Raw genomic sequence first — 22,241 nt, forward strand, 5'->3', positions numbered from 1 at the left:
TCGCATTGGCACTGGTCTTATGTTATCATATGTTCGGCATGAAATTCTTCTATACCAGCAAATTGAAAATTAAAGGAATGAGTGTTTGTGGTAATTTCTATGGCACCGTGGCTGTTTCATCTCATCCTGTCCATTATTATCCTTATTCTAGCTTTTATCATTGGCAGAGGTCTGTATCATTTCTTGTCAAAGAAAGAAAAGTCAAGGAAGTGGCAGGATAGACTGCTAGCATTACTTCTTGCGGTCGTAATGGCAGGTTTTTATTTTTACATAACAGAAGGATTTACGGACAGAGCTTCGTTAGGTGAAAAAATAGTAACTTCCTCTGGATCTAAGACCGTGGGGGAAGAACAAGAAGTGCTCATCCCTCTTGGGGACTACGTAGTCATAGAAAGGTTATATGAATACGGGTATGTCGTGGAGGATGTCCTTCAAGGTAATGAGTATAGGATGACTTTTCTTATAGAGGATGAAGTAGCATTTCTAGAGAATTATTCGGATTATGTAACGGGAAATGGGATGTTTATTAATGAGTCTCGTTTTCTCTTTAAACAAGCATATAATGAGGAATGGAAACAAGTACTCGAGGCAGCCAGGGAACGAGAAGAAGTCGATATCCCAGGAGTCGAATTACAAATGGATAAAGTAAAAAAATGAGTTTGCTGAAGAAGTCTGTCAGAAGAGCTGTTGAAAGCTTACAGACTCCTGGGGGTGAGAGCACCGCCATGCACTTCTTTAGAAAATGGCGCCGAGAAGTTGGGCGCCTCATTTTTTTAAGCCTTATGATCCTTGAACATGACATTATTGTGCGCAGACGTTTTCATTCCATCACACTTTGTTGCAATAATGCTTTAACGCAAATTTGTATTAACGCTTTAAATTAAATTATAGTAATAGAATAATTTAGACCGTTATTATCCTTAAATTTTCAGCAATATCAATAATTCACAGCCTTTGTTAATTCAGAAAATTTCAATGATTTTCTATTGACAAAATAAATAAAGTCTAGTACATTCAAGTTAACCGAAAACATATTGCGAATTTTAATCCCTCGTTCCATATTCGTCATTTCTCTCATATGATCTTTAAAATTATTATACCTGAAAAATTTCGAGGAGGGGTGTACATTTCTTTTGTTCTGTTATGAAAGGGCTTACAAATAAAAAGTAAAACTATTTAAAAAATCGTATATATGCTAAAATAATGACATCTATTTTGTTTCGTCTAAGCAGAATGGATCTCCTGAGTATGTTACTTAAGGAGTATTATTTTTCTTAAAAAAAGAGGGGGAGAAAAAATGAACAAGAAATGGCTGAAAGCGTTGTTTGCAGGTGCGCTATCCGCATCTGTATTGGCAGCGTGCGGGGAATCAGAAGAAGATGCTGCGAGTGAAGACACTGGCACAAGTGAAGGCGGGACCGAAGAGGCAGCATCGAACGAAGAATCAGGTTCAGAAGATACTTATGTTATCGGCGCTACTCAAATTGTAGAACATCCTTCACTGGATGCTGCCTACGAAGGTTTTAAAGAAGGACTCGCTGATAATGGATTCGTCGAAGGAGAAAATGTAGAATATGATCACCAAAGTGCGCAAGGGGATCAAAACAATACGGCAACGATTGCTAACAATTTCATCTCTGAAGGAGTAGACTTGATTTTTGCTAATTCTACACCTAGCGCTCAGGCTGCACTGCAAGCAAGCAACGATACACCAATTATTTTCACTTCCGTCACCGACGCTGTAGAAGCAGGATTAATCGACGGCATGGATACGCCAGGGGAATTAATTACGGGAGTAGTAGACCTTCATCCGGATGCCATTAACATGACAGTTGATTTTATTTCTGAATATTTTCCAGATTCGACTGTCGGAATGGTATACAATTCAGGAGAGCAAAACTCCGTCACTCAAATTGAAGCAGTAGAGGAGGCGGCAACTGACTCAGGGTTGGAAGTCGAAACTAGAAGTGTTTCAACATCTGCAGAGGTTCAGCAGGCAACAGAATCATTAGTCGGAGAAGCGGATTTGCTCTATATCATTACAGATAATACGGTTGTTTCTGCGCTGGAATCAGTGGTTGGCATTGCAGAATCACAAAGTCTTCCATTAATAGTCGGTGAACCTGATTCCCTCGAACGAGGCGGGTTTGCTACATTTGGTATCAACTATCATGATATCGGATACCGGGCTGGTGAGATGGCTGCGGAAGTACTGAGCGAAGAAAGCACACCAGCTGACATTCCTGCAGAATACCCACAAGACATGGAGTTGTTTATTAATAGAGAAGCAGGAGAAGCCCAAGGGGTTGACATCCACGAAGATTGGGAAGAAGAGGCTCAATTTATTAACGGAGAGGAATAAGGGAGAGGTAATAAGGCCTGGCCTGAATGTGTGAGCTTAGGGCTAGGCCTTATCCTAATATCTTAGGTGATAGGAAGGAGAACCGGAGGATGTTTATTTCCATATTTGGCGCTCTTGAGTCCGGTTTAATATATGCGTTAATGGCACTTGGTGTCTATTTATCATTCCGTGTGCTCGATTTTCCGGATTTGACGGTAGACGGCAGCTTTGTGACCGGCGCCGCTATGGCGGCAGTTATGATTATTAACGGTCAATCTCCTGTAGTAGCGACAATCGCAGCTGTTATTACAGGGTTTATAGCAGGGTGCTTTACTGGTCTTTTACACACGAAAGGTAAAATTAACCCATTATTATCTGGCATTTTAATGATGATTGCTCTCTATTCTATAAATCTGCGTATCATGGGACAGTCCAACATACCTTTACTAGGAGAAACAACCATTTTTTCATCTGTCACTTCATTTTGGGAAAGCTTAAATCTCAGTGCCCCATTTAATGCAGTCATTGGTGCCCTTGGAGTGCCAGGGACACCGCAAACATGGGCCATCTTATTTATTGCACTAATTGTTACGCTTATCATTAAATGTATTACTGATTATTTTCTAAAAACGGAAGTAGGGTTAGCTCTTCGTGCCACAGGTGATAATCAAAAAATGATTCGCAGCTTTTCTGCAAATACCGATATATTAATCATTATGGGATTAGGGATTTCTAATGCTTTTGTTGCTTTGTCTGGTGCACTCATTGCGCAACACGGAGGATTTGCTGACGTAGGCATGGGAATTGGCATGATTATTATCGGACTGGCATCTGTTATTATTGGAGAGGCATTATTTGGAACGAAGACGATCGCCCGAACGACATTAGCAGTCATTGGAGGAGCGGTGATATATAGAATTGTGGTATCTCTGGCTCTTCGGGTCGATTTCCTCGAAACAGGAGACATGAAGCTCATCACTGCTATTATTGTCATTGCAGCACTAGTCACTCCAAAAATCTTAGAGTCACAGCGTGAAAGGCGTAGAAGGCTTCGTAAAAAAGCGGAGCTTGCTGAAGTGGCAAGTTTGGAAGAAGGAGGAAAACGGAATGCTGCAACTTAGCCAAGTTTTTCTTACATTCAATGAAGGTACGATGGATGAGAAAAAAGCTTTACAACACGTAAACCTTGATTTAAAGCATGGTGACTTTTTAACAATTATAGGAAGTAACGGTGCTGGGAAATCGACGATGATGAATATCGTTTCGGGATCACTCCTGCCTGATGCGGGAGATGTTGTGATTGACGAATCCCCCGTTACTCATTTACAAGAGTATAAGCGGGCACAATTAATTGGAAGGGTGTTTCAGGATCCGATGGCTGGAACTGCTCCATCCATGACGATTGAGGAAAACTTAGCGATGGCTTGGTCTCGAAACAAAAAAAGAAAATTAATCCCAGGTGTAACAAAAAAGAGAAAAGATTTGTTTCGTGAACATCTGGAATCATTACACTTGGGATTAGAAGACAGACTTTCAGCAAAAGTAGGTCTTCTTTCTGGAGGAGAACGACAAGCGTTATCCTTGTTAATGGCAACATTTACGGAGCCCAAAATATTATTGCTGGATGAGCATACAGCAGCCCTTGATCCTTCTCGAGCTGAGCTTATTACTAACTTAACAGCAGAAATCGTCGACAAATTTAATCTCACGACGATGATGGTTACTCATAACATGCAACAAGCTCTTGATCTCGGCAATCGTCTCATTATGATGGATAAAGGGCAAATAATATTAGACGTGGACGAAAGCGAGAAAAAAGACTTAACCATTGATAAGTTGCTAAATGAATTTCAACGCATACGCGGGGAGCAAATGGCGAATGACAAAGCAATTTTGGGTTAATGATTTGTCGTTTTTCCAGATCCATTTACGAAGAAGGAAGGATTCTGCCCTGTTTTCGTAGAATCCTTCTTTTGTATGTTTTTAAAAAGGAGAGATACATATGAAATTGGCAACTGTGACAATGAACAACCGCACTCTCATAGCGGCTCTGGTGGACGATGGGAAACTGATCGATCTAGAAGCTGCAGGACAAGAAAAAGGGACAACGGCTCCTGTTCCTAAGACTATGATAGAAGCCATCAAACAAGGAGATCGTTTCCTTGCCGAAGCTAAAGAGATTGTAAACTGGACACTGGAACAAAAGAAAGCAGAGTTTGTTTATGCTATAGATGATAAAAACGTGAAGGTTCAGGCGCCGATCCCGCGACCTGCAAAAAATATAATGTGTGCTGGAAAAAATTATGCAGAGCACGCAAAAGAAATGGGGAGCGAAGCAGATATCCCCACAGACCCGATCATATTCACGAAATCACCAACAACTGTTATTGCAAATCACGATGAAATCAACCCTCATCGAGATGTCACGGAATCCCTCGATTATGAGGGAGAAATCGCAGTAATTATCGGAAAACAAGGAAAGAATATTAAAGCGGAACATGCCAATGATCATATTTATGGATACACTCTTTTAAATGATGTGACGGCCCGTGATGTGCAAAAGAGACATAAGCAATTTTTCCTAGGAAAAAGTTTTGATACCTTTTCACCCATGGGACCTGCTATTGTACCGAAAGAAGAGTTGGACGGACAACATTTATCGCTTAGAACGTATGTAAATAATGATTTACGGCAAGAAACGACGACCGAGAATATGATATTTTCCATCCCCCAGCTGATTGAAATTATTTCCCGGGGAATGACACTTGAACCTGGAGATATTATAGCCACAGGAACGCCAGCTGGAGTGGGAGCTGGGTTTAATCCTCCTAAATTTTTACAACCGGGTGATAAAGTGGTTATCGAAGTAGACGGGATTGGTCAGCTTCAAAATACAGTAGCACCAGATTAATCACGTAACCCCCTGTTCCTCAAAAAGTGGAATAGGGGGTTTTTTATCATTCCATTCTGGGTATATATAATTGAAGTGTATCTTCTTTTGTATCATGTTTTTGAATGAACAAGCATACAGGTTTGGTAAGGGTAAGGAGGTGAGCTGATATGAGTAAAAAACGTTTTTACACTATCTATATTTCAGTGACATGCATTACTTTTTTGATGACTATTTTTCCAATTTTCGAAATAGCAAATCGAGCAGAACCTATAATTATTGGATTGCCATTTAACTTCTTTTGGGTTGTGATGTGGATAGTTATTACGTTCCTTGCGGTGCTTACGCTATACTTCAAAGATCCGGATGTAGACGAAGGATGGGGGGAGGAATAGTATGCCTCACTGGCAAATAGCATTAGTCATCATGATTGGTTATTTGGTTGTCGCTCTATTTGTAGGCATTCTTGCGGGTAGAACAAAAAAGGCATCCTTAAGCGAATATGTTGTTGCCGGCCGAAAACTAGGTTTAATTGTCACTAGCTTTTTAATGGGCGGTGCCGTGTTCAGTGCTTTTTCCTTTCTCGGGGCTCCGGGATGGGCGTTTGAACGAGGTGCTCCTGCGCTGTATATTATTGTCTACACAGCTTTTGCTATTTTACCTTGGTATATTATTGGGCCTAAGATTGGAAAAATAGGGCGTAAATATGACTTATATACGTTAGCGGGATTTTTGAAAACGCGTTTTCAAAGTAAAACTCTTGCAATTTTAGTAGGGATTATTTCATTATTAGCTTTTATTCAATATTTAGCAACCCAGATGACAGGGATGGCTCATATTTTTAATATTATGACAGAGGGCCGTGTTCCATTTTGGATGGGGGCTTTATTTGCTTACGGTATCGTTGTCATTTATGTAGCGACTGGAGGGCTTCGAGCAGCCGCCTGGTCTGACGTGTTCCAGGGAGCTCTTATGGTAATCATATCTTGGGTCGTCGGCATAGCGGTCATTATGCAGCTGCATGGCGGGACTACGGATATGTTTCAATCGATCAACCAATCACAGCCCGGATTTTTAGAAATTGGCCGAGACGGATCTACTATGTCAGGGGTAGACTATACGACTACCATCCTAGTATCTCTCATCGGATTGTTGATGTGGCCTCATTTGTTTTCAAAGTCGTTTTCTTCACCGCCTGTGACGATAAAGAGAACTGTGTTAATCTATCCCATTTTTGCACTATTCTTAATTCCGCTGTTATTGGCTGGCTATGCAGCAATCGGCGTGGTGAACAGTGGAGATATTGTACCCGATCAAGTCTTACCTTATTTAATTACCTCTGTCCTTGAAATGCCAGGATGGTTGTATGGTTTAGTTGGTGCCGGGGCCCTGGCAGCTGCTATGTCATCCGCCGACGCGATTACTCATAGTGCTTCGCTCGAGTTCACCAATGGAGTCATCCATAATACGCGGAGCTCACTGACTGATAATGTTACACTGTTAATCATGAGAATAGCAGTTGTCGTTATTGGTGGTCTCGCTTATTGTATTACTATTTTTGGGGGACAAGGGCTTATCGCTCTCTTATTAGGGGCGTACGGTTCCATTGTCCAATTTGCTCCTGGCGTCTACAGTGCTCTTTATTGGCGGCGTGCTACCGCTCCAGCTATCATCACCGGTTTAGTTGCAGGAACGGTCACTAATTTTTATTTTCAACTCGTAGCTTCATCGACTCCTTTTGATATTCATGCAGGGATTGTAGGATTAATTATTAATATAGGATTAGTAATCATTGTAAGCTATTTAACAAAACCGCAACCTAAAGAAGCAGCAAATGCTTATGTTGAAATGAAATAACGAATGACGTTGGTTATATTTACAAATAAAAGAAAAAGCCGGTCACCAAGAAGGAGGCCGGCTTTTTTGCGTAGTTGAATAGTCGCATATTATTTGGTAGCTGCAGCTGTTTTTGCTCTTGCTCTTCTCTTCTTCTCAGGCATGTCAGGCATTTCGTTAACAGATACAACTTCTTCCACTTTCTTTTCTGGTTTATTCCAATATTGTTCGTTTCCAGGAAGGTCATCAAACCAGGCAGCATCATCCGGGCAATCAAGTACCATGAATTTACCATAGTTGCCGTCACGGGATTGGTGATACTTCAAGTATGCTTTTCCATCCTCGATGGCTAATATTTCAATCTTACCTGAAGTGTGGCTCATCGAGAGACGGATTCTTTTACCTAAACCGCTCGTTTTCGCTTTTGCTTCCTCTACAGCCTCATACGCCTCTTTAAGTGTGAGGACAAAATCGTTATTCCCAGCTACTGGACGGTTAATAAAGAAATAATAAGGAGTGACACCAGCCCAGGATAGCTTATCTAAAAGCTCCGCCAAATCATCGGGATTGCTGTTTATGTTTTTCAGTACTGGTGTCTGATTTACAACAATAGCTCCTGCATCGTGGAGAGCTTTAAATGCTTTTCTTGCTTCATCTGTAATTTCCCGTGGATGATTGATATGAGCCATAACATAAATACGGTTATCTGGAGTAGAGTACTCACGGATTAGTTCAAGTAACGATTCATCTTCGTAGATACGCATCGGGTTAAACACAGGAAGCTTAGAGCCGATACGAATGATCTTCACATGTGGAATGCTTCGTAATTCTTCGATAATGTAACGAAGCTTTTTCGTAGCAAGTATCATCGGGTCGCCACCTGTTAATAACACGTTATTAATCTCAGGATGGTTGCGGATATATTCTAGACCTGGATCCACATCGGTCATTGCTTCTTTTACGTCGTTACGGAACAGACGTTTACGGAAGCAATAGCGGCAATATGCCCCGCATACTTCGGAACAGATAAGTAATGCGGTAGTTTCATATTTATGTTGACACCCCGGCACTACATAGTTCGTATCTTCATCAGAAGCATCCCAACGCCCATACTCAGATAATTCTCCTTCGTTAGGGATAACGAGGTTTTTAATAGGATCGTTAGGATCCTCCCAGTCTATTAAACTTAAATAGTATTCATTTACACGGAATACGAATTTTTCGGTAATTTTTTTCAAACGCTCCCGTTCCGCTTCCGGAATTTGTTCAATTTGATCAATTTTAGTAATGTACTTTGGTTGTGCCATCTTTCCCCACACCTTTCTAAGACTTTTTCAGTACTGAAAAATCTCATTCAGACCCATAAAGAGTATAACAACTAACATTAAAAATAGTCAAAAAAGAAAGAAAAAATTAAAACAAAAAAGAAAATGAAGGATTTTTTTCTACTAAAACAGTGCAAAAGCCTATTTTGAAGTTTGACATGATGAATTAGTGGATAATGAAATTCATAATTCATATAATGAAAATAAACCTTCATAAATAATATTATTGAAATTTGTTATTCACAAATCGGCATATTGACGTTATAATGAAATTCATAATTCATATATAAACAAAAGTGAAGGAAATATTGAAAAACAAAAAGGAGAATTAGAGAAGATGGCTATTCAAAAGCTTGAACATCCGATGTTTGATTACCAGAAAAAAACATCATCCTCAAAGGAATTTATGAATGAAGCAGCCCAAGTGATGCCAGGAGGTGTGACAGCGAACATTAAATACTTTGAACCTTATCCTATTGTCATGAAATATGGAAAAGGTGCAAAGCTCATTGATATGGATAACCAAGAGTATATTGATTATTTAATGAGTTATGGGTCGCTTGTTACCGGTCATGGCCACAATGAGGTAAAGAAAGCTGTCATCGAACAAATGGAAAGAGACGGCACCTGGCTTTTTGGTACCCCTCATTCCCTTGAGGTAGAGATGGGAAAAAGGCTTCAACAACATTTTCCGAGCATGGAATTGCTTCGATATACCAACTCTGGTACTGAGGCAACATTGCTCGCTCTTAGAATAGCCGCAGCACATACAGGGAAACACAAAATAGCAAAATTTGAGGGACATTATCATGGCGGGTACGATCAGATGTTGGTTAGTGTCAGCCCTCCCGTCCATCAGGCAGGAGATCCGGAATCTCCAGAGTCACTACCAGACTCGAAAGGAATGAGTACCTCTCATTTGCGAAATACTATCGTTCTTCCATTTAATGATGCAAAGGCTTGTAAACGGATTTTACATGAGCATAAAGATGAAATAGGTGCAGTCATGATAGAACCCATTCAGGCGGGTTTTATTCCAGCAGATCCATCCTTCTTGAAAGGGCTTCGCCAAGTGACAGAAGAATTAGGAATGGTGCTCATTTTTGATGAAGTGAAAACGGGGTATCGAACGTGTCTCGGCGGGGCGCAACATATATATGATGTGAAGCCGGACCTGACCACCTTAGGGAAAGCCATTGGGGGAGGATACCCCATCGGTGTCGTGGGAGGAAAGAAAGAAATCATGATGCACAGTTCACCGGTAGAAGGCGCAGATGTGTTTGACAGCAGCCAGACTAAGTCAGGGACAGCTAAGGATGTGTTGTTCCATAGCGGGACATATAACGGGCACCCTATGATTTTAGCAGCAGGCATGGCTGTAATAGATATTTTGGAGAGGGAATTAGAATCAACACTTAGAAAAACAGAACAATTAAAAACCGGCATGAATGAACTGCTGAAAAAGTACAAAGTAAAAGGCCAGACGGTTGGCACAGGCTCAATCTTTAGTGTAGTATTATCTAATATGAAGATAAGAAACTACAGGGACCTTCAGAAAACCGACCTGGCTACTAGAAAAGAGCTGGACTTCAGTCTTTTCAGGAAAGGTATATATATGAAGCCTGTTAATCGCTATAGTGTGTCAACGGCGCATACCAAAGAGGATATAGAAAACACACTGGATGCATTTGAGAAAGCCTTGCAGGAGGTTTATGGAGGTTCTCGTTTCTAACAGTTTGAACGGAAATGAGGTTTGCCATGCTGGAAAGCGATGTATTACAACGCATTATGGAATTGCAGGATTCGATGAGTAAGTCGCAAAAGAAAATTGCGAATTACCTTATCAAACATGCGGATACGGCTCCGTTTTTGACGGCATCCAAACTGGCAAAAAATGCAGGGGTAGGGGAAGCGACCGTTATCCGGTTTGCGACGTTTTTAGATTACAAAGGGTATCCTGATATGCAAAGACATCTTCAGGAAGCACTGCAACGTAAATGGACATCCGCTGAAGTTTTCGCGCGTACTACAGATAAAGAAGACCGCCCGGAAAATGCGGTGTCTGAGATTTTAACGGATGATGTTCAAAATTTAAAAGAAACGATGCAGCAAATGGATATGAAAGAATTTGAAGGAGCGGTGAAAGATATTGTTCAGGCAAACCGTATCTATATTATTGCTTATCGTAGCGCAGTAAGTGTTGCCTCGTTTCTTGAATTTTACTTAGATTTGGTGTTACAAAACACGGAGTTGATACGAGAAGCGGACGGGGTATCGGAACATTTGTTAGATATTACGTCAGATGATCTTGTCATTGGTTTTGGGTTTTCCCGGTACACGAAAAGGACAGTCGAAGCAATAAAGTATGCGAAGCAGCAAGGGGCAAAAACCCTCGTTATAACCGATCACCTCCTATCCCCGTTGGTACCCTATGGAGATCGGAAGTTATTAGCAGTTACAGAAATTAATTCTTTTATAAACTCTTTCTCTGCTCCTTTAAGCATTGTCAGTGCTTTAGTTACAGCTGTGACTCGTCAAGAACATGAAAAAGTAGAAAGACGTCTAGAGCAACTTGAAGGTTTGTGGGAAACATTTGATGTATTTTATGATTAAGCGACAAAGAATAAGAAAAGCGCAAGCACCCTGGCTTGCACAGGATGCGACATGTGCTGGAAGCCCGCTGGCAGCAGCCGTTTTTTGGCTTCTGCGAGTTGTCTAAAGCAACCTCGAGCGAGTGAGTGGGCGCTGAAGCTAGACAACGATCGCTCAATTTAATGTCTGCCTAACTAATAAAGAAAGATCGCCAAGGAAGAAAAGCCTGGCGATCTTTTTAGTGTGTAAAAGGGACACTATATCTTTTTTGCTGCTTGCTTCTCTAGACGCTGTCGAAACTGACCAGGAGCTTAGTGCTAATTTCATAGAGAACGATCCAACGAATGTAGTCATAGGCTGGTAGGGAAAGGGGAGTTGATACAAGTATGTACCATTACAGACCTTATCAGCCGAGAGTGACATATGCTCAGCCTGTCTCTGTACTTCAGAACTTAATGGGAAGACACATTCAGTTCTATGGAGATGTTACCGGCAGGACATATATTGGCAGGCTTATATTCGTGGGGGATACCGGAGATCCGGCGACTGATTATATTGAAGTCGAGGTATATTTGCCTCCGGATAACCGATTACAGGTAATGACTTTTTATACGCATCAAATATCTGAAGCTGTTCCTTATACAGGCCCCATCCCTCCTTATCAACCTGCACCACCTCCGTCTCCTGCACCCTCGCCTAGTCCAGGAGCTGGTTCAGGGCCCGGTAATGGGACGGGGAGTTGGTCGTTTCCATGGTGGTGGATGAATAGGAATTCTTTCTGATGAATGAAAGACCTGCACAGGGAACGTGCAGGTCTTATGAGTTATTAAACAGATGCAGTTGGTTTTGGAGTAGATTTCTTTTCCCGGGCTTTTTGCATTACGTAGACAAGTGCCACGAGGATTAACCCGGAAAAGGAGATGAGAAGGTCTGGTATCAGTAACATAATACCTCCCGCTAACAGTAAGAGCCGTTCTAGTATATTATTTTTGACAACAAAGAAATTAATCATTCCGGCACTAATACCCGCCATTCCAATTAACGCTGTAATAATGGCTGGTATCAATGTCCCAGCCGTGGCATCTTGTAATACGAGGACCGGATTTGTAACAAAAATGTATGGAATAACAAACGCTGCAATGGCCAGTTTGACCGAAGTGACCCCTGATTTCATTGGATTGGCTCGGGCGATCCCGGCACCAGCGTAAGCCGCTAAACAAACAGGAGGCGTAATATCTGCCACAATTCCGAAATAGAACACAAAGAAGTGGGCTGCGATTTCCGGAACTCCGAAGGCAATAATAGCTGGAGCTGCAAGTGATGCTGTCACAACGTAGTTTGCAGTTGTAGGAAGCCCCATACCTAAAATAATACAAGCAATCATCGTAAAGAACATGACAAGAAAGAAGTTTCCGCCGGCAAGATCGATAATACCGTTTGCAATCTTACCACCGAGCCCTGTAAACACAACAATTCCTACAATAATACCTGCTGATGCACAGGCTGCTATAACAGGAAGTGCAATACGAGCGCCTTGTTCTAAAGTAAACACCATGTCTTTGATCGATAATCGTGTATCTTTACGGAAGAAGCTAATTACAAAAGCTGCAAATATTCCCCATAAAGCTGCAGTAGTAGGAGTGAATCCGCTGTAAAGCATAAATAATATAGCAACGAGCGGCAACAGTAAGTCTATTCTCCTTAGCATAGCTGCGGCGGAAGGAAGCTCACTTTTCGGCAAGCCGTATATTTTCAACTTGCGCGCTTCGAAATGCGTACCGATAAACACACCGGAAAAATAAAGGATAGCTGGTATCAAAGCGACTAGGATAATTTCGTTATAGGGCACACCAATTGTTTCAATCATGATAAAAGCGGCAGCACCCATAATGGGAGGCATGATCTGGCCGCCTGTCGAAGCGGAAGCCTCAGCAGCCGCAGCAAACTCCGGCTTGAACCCGGCGCGCTTCATCATTGGGATGGTAAAGCTCCCGGAGCTGACTGTATTTGCAACAGAGCTCCCCGTGACCATACCTTGTAAGCCAGAAGCGACCACAGCCGCTTTCGCTGTCCCACCTGTATAACGCCCTGTTAAACTGAAAGCTAAGTCATTAAAAAACTGACCAATGTTCGTGCGAACGAGCATAACACCAAAGAAAAGAAATAAGTAAATATAAGTAGAAGATATTTGAATAGGCGTTCCGAATATAGCCTCGCTCGAGTAGACGAGCCTTGTCATTAATCTATTAAAGTCAAAACCAGCATGCCCGAAGTATGGGATGTTATTCCCCCATAGACCATAAGCTATGCCGAGAAGAGCGATAATGACGATAGGTAAGCCAACGGCCCGTCTTGTGCCTTCCAATAATAAAACGATAAAGACTGCCGCCATGATGTGATCGAAAGTCGTATATCCTGCCACGATGGAACTTCTAAATAATTGATCATAATTAAAAACGAGATAAAAATTAGTGAAGAGTGCAATAAATGCTAAGATAACATCATACCAAGGGACTCCTCTGCGTCCGGTCATTGATTTTTTCACAGGGTACAAAAGGAATATTAATGACATCCCGCCAGCGAGGTGTATTGCCCCTTGAATAACGGAGCGATAAGGATTGTTTGCTGTCCACAAATGGAAAATAGTTAGCGCAATTCCAATAAGAGTGACAAGAATTGCCCACTTGCCTAAATTTGTGCGGTATGTAGATTCCTTATCGTATTTTTTAATGAGTTCTTCTTGGGATACATTCTCATTGTTCTGTCTTTCCGTCATAAACGGTCACCACCTTTAAAAAATGGGATAGGTCTTAACCCACAATAGCGGGAGGCAGGGAAGAAAAGTACATACACAATCAGAATAATAACACTAGATCACATTTCATGAAAAGCTGTTTTTCTCCCTTGCTTATAATCATATCACGCAAGAAGGAGAAAAGAACCAGATCTTCATGGTAAAAGTGATCGTGTAGAAAACGAAATACCGGGACTAGATAGGTCTAGCCCCGGTATGGTGAGATGACGGATGTATTTATTCTTCCGAGTCTTCTGTGTCATCTGATGTCGTGTTTTCCTCTTCTCCGGATCCATCTTCTTCATTACCTTGATCGGATTCATCGGCAGAATCGGCATCTTCTTCACTATCTTCCCCGGTGCTGTTTTGACCGTCTAATAAACCCTCTTCCTCAAAATAACGCTCAGAACCAGGGTGCAAAGGCATGCCTTCTGAACCGTTCATTACATTTTCCTTTGTCATGTAATTCCCTTGTTCGTGGGAAATGGAGTCAGCATTTTCGTAGAGTTGTTTTGTGACCTCATAAGCTGTATCTTCATCGACTTGGTCCAGAGAGCCAACGAGTATCGCATAAGCCGTTACTGTACTTACTGACTCGTCAAGGAAGTCATACGTATCTGCCTCAATGTCTAACTGACCATAATCACTGTTGTCTTGAATATATTGAAGAGGCTCCCCTTCGATAGGCAGGATGACCACATCACGTTGTGTGGAAAGCTCTGTTACGTTACCTGCCGGCAGTCCAAGCAGACCGAAGTTAGCATCCAGGTTACCATCTTGAAGACGTCCGGCAGCGTCACCGAAGCCTTCTTCATAGGCTTCATAGTCTCCTTCCTCAAGACCATGAGCTTCTAAAATTAAACGAGCTGCAGAGTTTGTAGCACTTCCTGGAGGGCCGAGGTTTACTCGTTTCCCTTCTAATTCTTCAATAGAGGTAACACCGGTGTCTTCTGTCGTAACTACCTGCATGACCTCCGGATATATATGGCCCATAAAACCGAAGTTTTCGATCACTGTACCGCCAAAGTCTCCTTCACCTTCTAGTGCTTGAAGAGCAGTAAGGTGAACGGACATACCAAGCTGCATTTCGCCGCGGCCAATTTGAGCCAGGTTATCAACAGAGGCATCGGAGGAAACGGCACTGACGTCAAATCCCTCAATGTCAACGTTATCATTCATAACATTGGCAATTTCTTGTCCAAGAGGATAATACGTACCACCCGTAGAACCAGTACCTAATTGAAGTTCAGTCATTCCTTCCGTATTGCCGGATGCATCGCCGCTGTCTTCAGCAGTGTTTTCTGTCTCGCCGGTATCTGTGTTTCCGCTGTCACCGCCGTTATCTCCACCGCCGCAAGCTGCGAGCAACATAAGAAGTGCAAATAGCAAAATAAGTAGAATAGAACTTTTCTTCACTTGTTTTCCCCCTTTTTATCTTTTTTTAAATAATCAGTTTAATTAAATCAGAAAAAGGGCCTATTGTCAAAGTTTAAGAAGGTAGTAAGTTCTTAGAAATATAGACAAAATTAGACGGGAGTGTTGTCGAAGTCCGGCATGGAATTGAGCTTGGTTAATACATGAAACTACGAATCTTGGATGGGTTTTAGATACTGTTGGACAATCCGCCTAAAAGGTGTCATTGTGGAAGGTACTGTCAAAGAGAGCCTTGGATTATACTGACAACAGGACAATGGAAGAGAAAATTGGTAATTGACTGCTCTTCTTTTTCATATCATTTTAGGAAACATCGTTTAAAGAAACAATATCACTGTAGGTTATCTCTCCTTTGTATGATGAGGGAGCGGTATTTCTGAAATCACTTTCCCGTGTCTGCTTAACTATTTATTCTAGTCTCCGCCACCGACTATCAGACTGGTCTAGAATTAAATTTCTCCTGTAAAAACGCTAAGGTACGTACCACCTGGACATTGGAAGCTGCCATCGGCGTTGCACCTTTGCCAGCACAGTTTGTAAACTTACTTAATGTCAGAAAGCAGTTTTCTTACACCTTTCGACCATCGTGTACTCGACAAAGACGAGGAATAAATTTAGAGTTATAATTATCATTGAAAAAGAAAATCAAGAATATGTGGTGATGACATGCCTCAAGGAAAGTTTTATCGGATTTGTTACGGGATTATATTACTACTTCTCATTGTATACTTAGGGACACTCGTTGACTTTATGTTCGAACCAGTCATTGTACTGGTCACCTCCCTCTTTGCTCCAATTGTCGTTGCCGGGGTGCTTTATTACTTGTTCCGACCAGTCATACATGTTATGTCCCATTATATGAAAATACCAAGAGGGATGGCGATTTTACTCTTGTATCTTTTGGTGCTCGGAGTCATCGCCTTACTCGTACTCTTGGTAGGCCCACCGCTCCAGCATCAGCTGACAAGTCTGATTAATAATACACCACGTTTAATTAATGAGATACAGCGGATTATTGTAGAACTTCAACATCAGGAATGGTTTAATCGCTTTTTAGAGGAAATGGAAGGTGTTTCTTGGAATGAACTGACTGCACGTGCAGCAGAGTATGCGAATCAAGTCCTGTCTAATTTAGGAAGTAACGTAGTAAGTATTGTAGGGGCAATTACTAATGTGGTTATTGTCCTGCTCATCCTGCCTTTCATTCTTTATTACATGCTGAAAGAGGGGGAGAAGGCTCCAGAATTTATATTGAGACTTCTACCTAAGAAACAGGAGACAGAGGGCCGTCGTATATTAGGTGACATGGATACAGCCCTAAGTTCGTATATACAGGGGCAAATTATTGTCAGTTTTTTTGTAGGTGTTTGTGTATTGATAGGGTACACGATTATAGGTTTAGAGTACTCGCTAGTCCTGGCGTTAGTGGCCATGTTCACAAATGTGATCCCGTTTATAGGACCGTGGATTGGTACGCTTCCAGGAGTGGTCGTTGGCTTTCTGGATTCGCCATTTACCGCTCTTCTTGTTATCATTGTGGTAGTGATCGTACAGCAGCTTGAAAGTAATCTTATTTCTCCTCAAGTAATGGGGAAAAAGCTCGATGTTCACCCGGTCACCATTATTTTGTTGTTGCTTGTAGCGGGAAGGTTTGCAGGGGTAGTCGGGCTCTTACTCGCTGTACCTACGTATGCCGTACTAAAAGTTATTGTCAGTCATACTTACCGATTGTTAAAATTAAGACATAATCCACCAAAGGAAAACGGGAGTTAAGAAAGGGTGTCATAATGGCTTACGAACGTGAAGGAATAGAGCAAATTGATAAAAATGAAATGCAGGAAATCCGTGACACTGAAGAACCATCGCCCATATTGATTGATGTACGTGAACCGGGAGAGTATATAGAAGGACATATTCCAGGTGTACCTCTTCTTCCTATGCGGAAAATGCCCGAAGTAATCGAAGAATTTGATAAAGAGAAAAGCTATATTCTCGTTTGCCGAAGCGGGAATCGGAGTCACCACACGGCATTATTTTTTAAAGATCATGGAATTGAGAATGTGAGAAATTTTGCCGGTGGTATGCTCGCTTGGGATGAAGAAGTGGAAACGGGAATGGAAAACGAAATTGACGATGTGAAAGAGTTATATAAATAGAAATCGCAGAAAATGTATGGTGTCAGCGGGAATAACATGGTCACGGAGTATGGTGAGATATGGTTCGGGAAGACTGTCTTAGTGGGGAAACCTCTAGGCAGTCTTTTTTTCATGACTTGTTCATTCTAAATACATTTCTAAGTTGGTCTGATACGGCCTGCTTTCCCATTGTTTTATTATTTAGAGAAGAGGGTACACGAACAAGTAAAAAGCAAGGAAGGGAGGAAGGACAAATGCTTTGGACAATCATCATTATTTTAGTAGTTCTTTGGTTGATCGGATTAATATTCGAGATTGCGGGCGGGCTTATTAATCTATTGCTTATCGCTGCTCTTATTATTCTTATCTATCGATTCTTTGCAAATAGAAAGAGATAGCAAGAGGCTTTTCTCTCGAAAATAAGGGTAGGTCGCTGTCGGATATTAAGGTATAATAGAGAAAAAGATAGGAAATGGCGGGAGAGGAAAAATATGAAACGTATTGTTAGAACAATAGTCGCGGGTGGGCTTATTTTATGTACGACGTGGGGAACGCCAGCCGCTTTGGCTACTGTTCCTTTCCAGACGGAATTGGAAAGAGAGGAAGAACAACAACAGGAGCAAGCGGATTCGGGCCACTCATTGTATATTGATGGCCAAGAGCAATCGTATACTGGAGAACCAATATTCCATCAAGGTGTGTTATACGTGACAGTTCCTGGAGCAATCCAGGCATTAAATGAAAAAGCCGAAATAGATCCAACTGCTCCCTTTGCTGATGAGCTTTCCCCTTATGATTATTTAGAAGATAATGATTTCATAGAAAGTGTGAATAACCGAGAAGTGGTAAGGGTATCACACTTGCAGGATTTGGGCGTGAAAGCACAATGGTATGACGACCCTGGTCGCCTTCATCTAGAGACCGCTGACTTACTGACAGTCGATGATCTAGAGGTTGGTGATACCATTTCTGAAGTGGAGGAAAAAGTGAATATTCACTGGAATACGGGCTATGGACAGCCAGCCGATTATATTGGTTTTGTCGGGGATATGAAAGAGTATACATATACGGACCGTTACGGAGAAGAACGGTCAGGAGAAGTTCCAGAACTTCAGCTCGAGATTATCGATGGACTTCTTACATACATTATTATTTCTGACGAGTCTTATGAAACGGCAAAAGGGATTACGGTGGGAGATTCCTTATTTGATGTCACCCGTGCGCATGGCTCTGACTATGTGAAAGAATCCGTAGATGGAAAAATAGTCTATATTTATCATGTGAATCATGGAAGCATATGGTTTATCGCTAATGAAAATACACGTGAAGTAGAAAGAATTGGTCTCTGGGATACTCAGTTGGAGGGCTTTGAAAGGTAAGTGTTGGAAACAGGTTTACATCCCCCCGTTTTTAGGGAAAGAAATAAATAGAAGGTTTAATTACTTATAAGTAAGAAAATCCAAACGAGGGGGAGAAGGATAATGAATAAAAAAGCTGTATTGGTTCCATCTATCGTAGCAGGGGCTGTTGGTACTGCCGCATTCTTGCTGAAGGACGAAGATAAACGAGACCGGGTCAAACAAAGCTACCAGCGTTATATGGCTAAGATGAAAGGGAAGACGGAAGAGGCCGAGGACGAAAAACTAAATGAAAAAGTAGGATATTCTGACCCAGAAGATATTGAAGATAATAGAATGGTCTCTGAAGGATCTCAGTACTCGGTTCACCACTTTAACAAGGCACAGGAAGAAAATGAACAACCGTTGGAAACGACAATGAATGATAAATAACCGGAAAAGCTGTTCCCCTGCCGATAGGGAGGACAGCTTTTCTTGTAAGTTTGCGGTGGTGTCCTTCCGCTGCACCACCTTGATAGGTCGCCTCCACCCCGCACGGCCCCGACTTGACAGTTTTTCGAGCCCGTTGCCGATAAGTTAGCGGATGTCTTTCTGTTTATTTATAAAATGTTTAAGAAGCTTGGTTTTTTCCAGATGTTTGCTTAGACTGTAAGAAGGTATGATGGTTTTTTGTGAAAAGGAATATTGCGACACCATTTTGCCTAAACCTAGGAAAAGGAAGTTTTATATGTTAACGATAACAGAAGAGACGTTGGATCAGATACCGGTCCTACATATATGTAAAGAAGAGTATATTCATCAACCGTTGCCTGTAATTATTTTTTGGCACGGTTTCACAAGCGGAAAAGAACATAACCTCCATATTGCTTACCATCTGGCTAAAAAAAATATCCGTGTTATCCTTCCGGAGGCCCTTCATCACGGAGTAAGAGATAGTGGATTGACGGAAAAAGAACGAGTGTTTCAATTCTGGAGTATTGTCCTTCAAAGCGTAAGAGAGACAAAACAGGTTTGGGAATGCCTGCAAAAAAGGAAGTTAATAGAAGAGAATCGCGTATTTGTAGCTGGGACGTCTATGGGGGGGATTATTACATGCGGTGTTCTTGCTGCTTATCCATGGGTGAAGGGAGGAGCGGTTCTCATGGGGAATCCGGCATGGGAAACTTTCGCCCGTCAGCAAATTCGCTTAATGGAGCAGCAAGGGTCGCTTCCCCTAACGGAAGAAGAAGCAGAAAAGCAAGTGAGTCAGCTTATTCCATTTGATCTTTCTCAGCAAACGTCCGCTATTGCCAACCGTCCTCTCTTTTTCTGGCATGGAAAAAGAGATGAAGTGGTACCATACTTGTCCTCGTATGAGTTTTATGAGCAGATAAAAGAGAAAAGGAAAGATGACGACAGCCTCGTCTATCACTTGGACCCTGCAGCCGGGCATAAGGTGTCCCGCGACGGCATGTTGTTAATGGCCGAGTGGACAGCTGACTACATTTGACGTGGAGGATTGGAGTGACAGCCCTTGATAACGAGACATACCACATTAATGCAAGAAATCCAAAAAGTCATCGTCATTATTCTCGGTGCTATTATCATGGCTGTCGGGTTAAATTTGTTTTTAATCCCGGCTAATGTATTTGCTAGCGGTGCTACAGGTATTGCTCAAATTTTAGCAGCCTTGTTACCGCTGTCCACTGGTGTCTTTTTATTCTTACTCAACTTACCCATTGCCATTCTCGGTTGGGTGAAAGTCGGAAAGCTTTTTACTTTTTACAGTTTCCTGCATGTGGCATTGACTACATTTTTTCTAGAATTGATTCCAGTGGTTGAATTGTCACAGGATATTCTGCTTAACGGTGTGTTTGGCGGTGTGATTACCGCTGTTGGTGCAGCCAGTGCTTTAAAATGGGGGGCGTCAGCAGGCGGGCTGGACATCATCGCTCTCGTGTTAGCGCGGATGAGCGATAGGCCGGTTGGTGTTTACTTTTTTGGGCTAAACGGTGCGATTGTTTTAGCGGCAGGTGTGTTATTCAATTGGGAAAGTGCTCTTTATACGTTAGTTACTCTTTACGTTAGTTCAAGAGTCATCGATACAATCCATACCCGCCATGTCAAAGTGACGGCTTTTATTGTTACGAAACGACCAGATGAACTGAGAGAAGCCATTCACAAACACATCACTCGGGGTATAACAAGAATTCCGGCAAAAGGTGGATTTGATGCTACGGAAAAAGAAGTGTTAATGATCGTTATTACCCGTTATGAGCTATATGCCCTCGAGCAAGTGATCAATGAAATCGATGAAAACGCATTTACGAATATTGTTAACACAGCAGGGATATACGGATTGTTCCGAAAAACAGATTGAAGACAGAGAAATGAAAAGCAGCTAGCTTGGATGTGAGCTAGCTGCTTTCTTCGGTGCTGTTCTTTGTTTGTAGGGAACTCTGTATTCGCGCTTAAAATAGCGGGCTAATGAGTGTTAATACAAGAATCGATCCTAGGACGACAAAAATGAGACTACCTCCAAGAAAAGAAATAACAAAAGCGGAGACAATGCCGATGATCCCAAATAAAACATGATCATGAATAAATAAAGCTCCAGGAAATATTAATGCCCCGAGAGCGGCATAAGGGACATTTTTTAATATCCCCTCTAAACGCGGCGGGATTTTTTCTGCATTAAAAAAAAGAAAGGGAAGAACTCTTGTTGAGTAAGTAGCTGCCGCCATTCCAATAATAAGGAGGAGCATATTCATGGACATTATGTTTCCCCTCCCTTTCGTTGTTTTTGATAAGAAGGCTCGACCAGCTCTACCAATGAGGCTGATAGTATTGTAGCAAGTATGATCGACCATCCGTCCGCCATAAACAAGGAAAACATGCTATTTAATACAGCAGCGAATGCGGCAAGCACCAATACCTTTCTATGTTTCTTCATAGAAGGGGCGAGCAGTGCAATAAATAAGGCATACAAAGCAAATGTGAGACTTTGCTGTAAGACATCAGGAAGAAACCCGCCTACTGCATAGCCGACACCGGTATGAATGACCCAGCTCATGTAAGCAATAACGGATACTCCAAAAATATATCCGGTACGGACTTGTCCTTCTTTCGTAGCTGTCACTGCAAACACTTCATCGGTGATGCCAAACGCATAAATCACCTTTCTGATGAGGCGGTCTGGAGCTGCTTTTTCATGAAGAGAGGCGCTCATGAGCAAATGCCTAATATTCAGGATGAAAGTGGTGAAAATGATTTCCACAGAGCCCGTTCCTGCTGCTAATAAACTCAGAGCCATAAATTGAGCAGCCCCTGTGAACACGAGGAGACTCATTAATATGGATTCCACCGCTGTTAATCCAGTTGTCTGAGAAAGAAAACCAAATGTAATAGCGGCTGGAATATAGCCTAATGCTATAGGAATACCGTCTCGTATGCCGATAGCAAAAGAATTATCATGGGACCATGTCAACGTTGCTTTCATATGTAATGTCCTCCCATTGTATCTTTTCCAACGATAGTATATGCTATAATATAACAAT

The 22,241-nt window shown here is 41.9% G+C and carries 22 protein-coding genes; 17 read left to right on the forward strand and 5 right to left on the reverse strand.

Translation table 11 applies throughout. The annotated features are described in order from the left end of the window. Nucleotides 1-87 precede the first annotated feature (87 nt). From BM095_RS08865 to BM095_RS08895, 7 genes are all read left to right on the forward strand, one after another. Complete coding sequence (locus BM095_RS08865) at nt 88-657, forward strand: hypothetical protein (RefSeq protein ID WP_091660447.1); 570 nt, start codon at nt 88-90, stop codon at nt 655-657. Between the two features lie 640 nt (nt 658-1,297). Continuing rightward, a complete protein-coding gene (locus BM095_RS08870; protein WP_091660450.1) occupies nt 1,298-2,362 on the forward strand; it encodes an ABC transporter substrate-binding protein in 1,065 nt (354 codons plus the stop codon). A gap of 89 nt (nt 2,363-2,451) precedes the next feature. Continuing rightward, nucleotides 2,452-3,462 carry an ABC transporter permease gene (locus BM095_RS08875; protein ID WP_091660452.1) on the forward strand — a complete coding sequence of 337 codons (1,011 nt, stop codon included), beginning with the start codon at nt 2,452-2,454 and terminating at the stop codon, nt 3,460-3,462. Continuing rightward, nucleotides 3,449-4,243 (forward strand): ABC transporter ATP-binding protein, encoded by a 795-nt coding sequence (locus BM095_RS08880; protein WP_091660455.1) that lies wholly within the window; start codon nt 3,449-3,451, stop codon nt 4,241-4,243. Before BM095_RS08875 ends, BM095_RS08880 begins: the two co-directional genes overlap by 14 nt. Before the next feature lie 100 nt (nt 4,244-4,343). Continuing rightward, nucleotides 4,344-5,252 carry a fumarylacetoacetate hydrolase family protein gene (locus BM095_RS08885; RefSeq protein WP_091660458.1) on the forward strand — a complete coding sequence of 303 codons (909 nt, stop codon included), beginning with the start codon at nt 4,344-4,346 and terminating at the stop codon, nt 5,250-5,252. A gap of 149 nt (nt 5,253-5,401) precedes the next feature. Next, nucleotides 5,402-5,626: a DUF3311 domain-containing protein gene (locus BM095_RS08890; protein WP_091660461.1), complete on the forward strand. Its 225-nt coding sequence runs from the start codon at nt 5,402-5,404 to the stop codon at nt 5,624-5,626. A gap of 1 nt (nt 5,627) precedes the next feature. Then, the gene (locus BM095_RS08895; protein WP_091660463.1) at nt 5,628-7,088 is read left to right on the forward strand and encodes a sodium:solute symporter family protein; all 1,461 of its coding nucleotides are present in this window, start codon (nt 5,628-5,630) and stop codon (nt 7,086-7,088) included. 89 nt (nt 7,089-7,177) lie between these two features. Here the strand turns inward: BM095_RS08895 and BM095_RS08900 are convergent, their stop codons facing one another. Continuing rightward, nucleotides 7,178-8,374: a KamA family radical SAM protein gene (locus BM095_RS08900; protein ID WP_091660466.1), complete on the reverse strand. Its 1,197-nt coding sequence runs from the start codon at nt 8,372-8,374 to the stop codon at nt 7,178-7,180. Between the two features lie 355 nt (nt 8,375-8,729). On the opposite strand from BM095_RS08900, the gene BM095_RS08905 reads away from it, so the two are divergent. The 3 genes from BM095_RS08905 to BM095_RS08915 all read left to right on the forward strand — a co-directional run bounded on the left by BM095_RS08905 (nt 8,730) and on the right by BM095_RS08915 (nt 11,766). Continuing rightward, nucleotides 8,730-10,124, forward strand: a complete 1,395-nt coding sequence (locus BM095_RS08905) for an aspartate aminotransferase family protein (RefSeq protein ID WP_091660468.1) — start codon at nt 8,730-8,732, stop codon at nt 10,122-10,124. Nucleotides 10,125-10,150: 26 nt separating this feature from the next. Further along, nucleotides 10,151-11,005 carry a MurR/RpiR family transcriptional regulator gene (locus BM095_RS08910; protein WP_091660471.1) on the forward strand — a complete coding sequence of 285 codons (855 nt, stop codon included), beginning with the start codon at nt 10,151-10,153 and terminating at the stop codon, nt 11,003-11,005. Between the two features lie 365 nt (nt 11,006-11,370). Then, nucleotides 11,371-11,766 (forward strand): hypothetical protein, encoded by a 396-nt coding sequence (locus BM095_RS08915; protein ID WP_091660473.1) that lies wholly within the window; start codon nt 11,371-11,373, stop codon nt 11,764-11,766. Nucleotides 11,767-11,810: 44 nt separating this feature from the next. Here the strand turns inward: BM095_RS08915 and BM095_RS08920 are convergent, their stop codons facing one another. Both BM095_RS08920 and BM095_RS08925 read right to left on the reverse strand, forming a co-directional pair. Beyond that, nucleotides 11,811-13,760: a TRAP transporter permease gene (locus tag BM095_RS08920; protein ID WP_091660476.1), complete on the reverse strand. Its 1,950-nt coding sequence runs from the start codon at nt 13,758-13,760 to the stop codon at nt 11,811-11,813. A 255-nt stretch (nt 13,761-14,015) separates the two neighbouring features. Further along, complete coding sequence (locus BM095_RS08925) at nt 14,016-15,194, reverse strand: TAXI family TRAP transporter solute-binding subunit (protein WP_245757856.1); 1,179 nt, start codon at nt 15,192-15,194, stop codon at nt 14,016-14,018. Between the two features lie 684 nt (nt 15,195-15,878). On the opposite strand from BM095_RS08925, the gene BM095_RS08930 reads away from it, so the two are divergent. From BM095_RS08930 to BM095_RS08960, 7 genes are all read left to right on the forward strand, one after another. Next, nucleotides 15,879-16,985, forward strand: coding sequence for an AI-2E family transporter (locus tag BM095_RS08930; protein ID WP_091660478.1), 1,107 nt, complete (start codon nt 15,879-15,881; stop codon nt 16,983-16,985). A gap of 14 nt (nt 16,986-16,999) precedes the next feature. Further along, nucleotides 17,000-17,368, forward strand: a complete 369-nt coding sequence (locus BM095_RS08935; protein ID WP_091660481.1) for a rhodanese-like domain-containing protein — start codon at nt 17,000-17,002, stop codon at nt 17,366-17,368. 233 nt (nt 17,369-17,601) lie between these two features. Further along, complete coding sequence (locus BM095_RS16375; protein WP_143083206.1) at nt 17,602-17,745, forward strand: lmo0937 family membrane protein; 144 nt, start codon at nt 17,602-17,604, stop codon at nt 17,743-17,745. Between the two features lie 93 nt (nt 17,746-17,838). After that, nucleotides 17,839-18,726, forward strand: a complete 888-nt coding sequence (locus BM095_RS08945; RefSeq protein WP_091660486.1) for a hypothetical protein — start codon at nt 17,839-17,841, stop codon at nt 18,724-18,726. A 102-nt stretch (nt 18,727-18,828) separates the two neighbouring features. Next, a complete protein-coding gene (locus BM095_RS08950; protein WP_091660488.1) occupies nt 18,829-19,137 on the forward strand; it encodes a hypothetical protein in 309 nt (102 codons plus the stop codon). Between the two features lie 295 nt (nt 19,138-19,432). Beyond that, entirely contained in the window at nt 19,433-20,194 is a 762-nt protein-coding gene (locus BM095_RS08955) for a serine aminopeptidase domain-containing protein (protein ID WP_177194757.1), read from the forward strand. 48 nt (nt 20,195-20,242) lie between these two features. After that, nucleotides 20,243-21,064: a YitT family protein gene (locus tag BM095_RS08960; protein ID WP_091660980.1), complete on the forward strand. Its 822-nt coding sequence runs from the start codon at nt 20,243-20,245 to the stop codon at nt 21,062-21,064. Between the two features lie 91 nt (nt 21,065-21,155). On the opposite strand, the gene BM095_RS08965 is transcribed toward BM095_RS08960, so the two are convergent. Both BM095_RS08965 and BM095_RS08970 read right to left on the reverse strand, forming a co-directional pair. After that, on the reverse strand, nt 21,156-21,461 hold the full coding sequence (locus BM095_RS08965; protein WP_091660494.1) for an AzlD domain-containing protein: 306 nt from the start codon (nt 21,459-21,461) through the stop codon (nt 21,156-21,158). Next, the gene (locus BM095_RS08970) at nt 21,461-22,183 is read right to left on the reverse strand and encodes an AzlC family ABC transporter permease (RefSeq protein ID WP_091660496.1); all 723 of its coding nucleotides are present in this window, start codon (nt 22,181-22,183) and stop codon (nt 21,461-21,463) included. Before BM095_RS08970 ends, BM095_RS08965 begins: the two co-directional genes overlap by 1 nt. Nucleotides 22,184-22,241 lie beyond the last annotated feature (58 nt).

The sequence above is a fragment of the Alteribacillus iranensis genome (assembly GCF_900113025.1).
GTDB classification, from domain to species: domain Bacteria; phylum Bacillota; class Bacilli; order Bacillales; family Marinococcaceae; genus Alteribacillus_A; species Alteribacillus_A iranensis.